Below are 3,845 nucleotides of genomic sequence, written 5' to 3' on the forward strand. Positions count from 1 at the left end.
CACCCGGTCCCATCCCGAACCCGGCAGTTAAGTGCCACCGCGCCAATGGTACTGCGTCTTAAGACGTGGGAGAGTAGGTCACCGCCAATCCCAGTAATCCAATATCTATATACCTCGTGAGAAAAACCCCCCCAAAAAAAACTTATCAAGAACCCAGTCGCATGATTTCGTCTGGTGTTGTTGCAATGTGAACTTCTCTCGATTGCACTAAGCTTTGCTTTCTGATTTACTTAACAAGGCAAGTTTATTGTTGAGGATCAGCTATGCAATGGAATGAATTCGAAGAGTGGTCGCAAAAGATGGCGACTTGGGCGGCGGATTATCATCGCACGCTTAGAGATCGTCCCGTCCGCTCCCAAGTTTCGCCTGGAGATACTTTGGCGCTTTTGCCTGATCGCGCGCCTAATGACGCAGAGCCTATGAAGGACATCATCGACGATTTCGAGAGGATCGTGATGCCTGGCATCACACATTGGCAGCATCCTCGGTTCTTTGCATATTTCCCGTCCAACGCCGCGCCGCCTTCTATCCTCGCGGAACAAATTGTCAGCGCGATTTCAGCTCAATGCATGCTTTGGCAAACTTCGCCATCGGCGACGGAACTTGAAACCAGAATGCTTGAATGGATCTGCGAAGGCTTGGGCCTTCCTGATGCATTCACCGGCGTCATTCAGGATAGCGCGTCCTCTGCTACGCTTGCCGCAGTGCTCACGATGCGCGAACGCGCCTTGAATTGGCAAGGTAACCAACAAGGTCTGAGTGGTCAGAAAGCCATACGGATATACTGTTCCGATCAGGTGCATACCTCCATAGACCGTGCGATTTGGGTATCAGGTATCGGGCAGGACAATCTGATAAAACTTCCAACGACAGGTCCTAGAAAATCAATTGATATCAACGCGCTAAAGGCGGTAATTGCAAAAGATCGCGCAGCTGGATACCTGCCTGCGGGAATCATTGCTGTTACCGGCTCGACCGGTATGGGGGCATGTGACGACATTCAAGCGGTGACTGAGCTTGCTGCGGCGGAAGGTCTGTTTACGCACTTGGATGCTGCATGGGCGGGTTCTGCGATGTTCTGTCCAGAATTCCGGGAAATATGGGCTGGTGCAGAGAACTGCGACAGTATCGTGTTCAACCCTCACAAATGGCTGGGCGCACAGTTTGATTGTTCCGTTCAGTTTTTGCGCGATCCCGACGCGCTACGCCAGACGTTGGCGATACGCCCTGAATACCTGAAGACACATGGTCAGCAGGAAGTAACCGACTATTCGGAGTGGTCTGTACCACTTGGCCGCCGCTTTCGCGCCCTAAAACTATGGTTTCTCATGCGTGCTTATGGGCTTGATGGATTGCGTATGCGTATGCGCAACCATGTGGCTTGGGCGCAAAAGCTGGCAACGCGAATTGCGGCCGAGCCTGATTTTGAAATTGTAACCGATCCGATTTTTTCATTGTTCACATTCCGCTACCTTGGCGACGGTGATCTGGACGATCTCAACCAGCGATTGGTAGATCATTTGAACGATGATGGCCGAATTTATCTGACGCAAACTTTCGTTGATGGTAAAAAGGTCATTCGTTTTCAGGTTGGTCAATTTGATTGCACTGAAGATGACGTGTCCTTTGCGTTTGATACCATTTTGCAGGTTGCGCGCGCGCTCTAGCCTTTGCATTCAAGATGGGGCAAACACCATTGACCCTTTGAATGGATAAAGTAATGGACCTTAGCGAGCAGCCTCAGATCGTACAGCAAGCGGCAGCGTATGCCTTGCAAGGATGGGATTTGGCCAAAGGTTGGCTTCTGAGCCCCGCGGCATGGTCGCAATTTGCTTTGTTGATCGTGGCCTACCTTGTCGCGCTTTATATATCGCGAAAACTTAAACCCGCATTGACGCGACTTCTGACACCTCAGCTCGAGCAAGAGAATGTCATAGCGACGGCGCGGCGGTTTGTTCTGATATTTTTGCCGTTGCTTTTGCCTTTGTTGGCTTATGCGCTGACAGGCATCGGCGAAACGCTAACACGCTCCATCTTCGGTAGCGGAGCGGTGATCGCATTTGGCAAACGCGTCTTTCTTTTCCTTGCTGCGCGCATACTCGTTGAGCAGATAATCAAGGATGGGTTTCTTAAGCTTCTTGGGAAGTTCGTCCTTATCCCGGTTGCCGCACTTTACGCTGTAGGCCTGCTTGAAGTAGCAACAGCCAAGCTGGATGCGGCTGTCGTACCCCTTGGAAACCTGTCGTTTTCGATCCTATTTGCCATTCGTTTTGCCGTGGTTGGCGGGATCATATTTTGGTTCGGTCGCTGGTCGAACGATCAATCGAGCAGTTTCATTTCCAAACAGAATGAGATGCGCCCAGCAACGCGTGAACTCGCCTCAAAAACGGCCGAGATTGCGATTTTCGGTGCAGCGTTCCTGATCTTGATGAACATTATGGGCATTTCGCTCACATCACTAGCGGTACTTGGTGGTGCAATTGGTGTCGGCCTGGGTTTTGGCCTACAAAAGATTGCGTCCAATTTCATCTCTGGTGTGATCTTGCTTCTGGAAGGGCAGGCAACTGTTGGGGACTATGTAGAACTTGATGGCGGCGAGGCCGGGACGATCGTCAAAATGACCGCGCGGGCCGCGATCCTCGAGACATATGACGGCCGCTGGATCGTCGTTCCGAACGAAGATTTTATTACGACGCGAGTTGTGAACTATTCTGATAGCGGTTCGGCAAACCGCTATGAGGCTGGGTTTTCAGTTAGCTACGATACAGACATCAATCTGGTCCCCGCAATCGTTGAGAAGGCAGTCGCCAAGCATCCAGAGGTTCTGAGCAAACCGTTCCCACCGGATTGCGAGTTGCGCAGTTTCGGGGATAGTGGTGTGAATTTTGCGGTCGAATTCTGGGTTAATGGCATTGATGACGGACGCAACAAATTCACTTCGGATGTGTTGTTCCTTGTTTGGAACGCACTGAAGGAAAACAGTATCGAAATCCCATACCCACAAAGGGTTGTTGAACTTAAGGGCGAAATTCGCACGCGTTCAGAATGAAACGCGCAATTGTCATCGGCGGTGGTCCAGCGGGTCTTATGGCCGCGGACGAGCTTTCGCAAGCAGGCGCTCAGGTTACTATCATCGAAGCAAAGCCTTCGCTGGGGCGCAAGTTTCTGATGGCTGGAAAATCTGGTCTCAACCTGACTAAGGATGAGCTCCTAAGTGAATTCGAGACGCACTATTCAGATGCGCAAAGTTGGCTCTCACCAATACTGAAAGAATTTGGCCCAACAGACGTTGGTGCATTCGCCGCAAATCTTGGCCAAGAGGTGTTTACAGGGTCTTCAGGCCGCGTTTTTCCAAAGGCGATGAAAGCATCACCATTGCTGCGCGCATGGATATTACGGCTTTCAGACAAGGGCGTTGAGTTTCGAACAAAGTGGCGCTGGACGGGATGGCAGCAGGATTGCCTTGGATTCCAAACGCCTGAGGGTGGGCAAACGCTAACAGCCGATGCATTTGTTTTCGCACTGGGCGGTGCCAGTTGGGCAAGGCTTGGTTCGGACGGGCAATGGGCAGAGTTGTTCGCGAAGGAGGACATCGAGCTGGCGCCGTTCAATGCAGCAAATGCGGCGGTTCACGTTGATTGGAGCGCACATATGCAACCCCATTTTGGCGCACCATTGAAGGCAGTTTCTTTTACCTCTGGCCCTTATAATAGCAACGGTGAAGCGGTGATTTCCGAGCGTGGTTTGGAAGGTGGCGGCATCTATTCTGTAAGCCGCGGTGTTCGCGAAGGTCACGCGCTCTTTGTTGATCTACGTACCGATTGGAGCGTCGAGCGTGTGCAAAG

The 3,845-nt window shown here is 51.6% G+C and carries 3 protein-coding genes and 1 rRNA gene; all 4 read left to right on the forward strand.

The window, feature by feature from the left end; all coding sequences use genetic code 11:
* A 5S ribosomal RNA gene (gene rrf, locus WBC85_RS00365) occupies positions 1-90 on the forward strand; the annotation flags it as partial.
* A gap of 173 nt (positions 91-263) precedes the next feature.
* On the forward strand, positions 264-1,667 hold the full coding sequence (locus tag WBC85_RS00370) for a pyridoxal phosphate-dependent decarboxylase family protein (RefSeq protein ID WP_424432702.1): 1,404 nt from the start codon (positions 264-266) through the stop codon (positions 1,665-1,667).
* Between the two features lie 41 nt (positions 1,668-1,708).
* Entirely contained in the window at positions 1,709-3,049 is a 1,341-nt protein-coding gene (locus WBC85_RS00375; protein ID WP_424432703.1) for a mechanosensitive ion channel family protein, read from the forward strand.
* On the forward strand, positions 3,046-3,845 hold an 800-nt coding region (locus WBC85_RS00380), incomplete at its 3' end, for a TIGR03862 family flavoprotein (protein WP_424432704.1). The genes WBC85_RS00375 and WBC85_RS00380, both read left to right, overlap by 4 nt.

The organism is Planktotalea sp. (assembly GCF_049680325.1).
Taxonomy (GTDB): Bacteria; Pseudomonadota; Alphaproteobacteria; order Rhodobacterales; family Rhodobacteraceae; genus Planktotalea.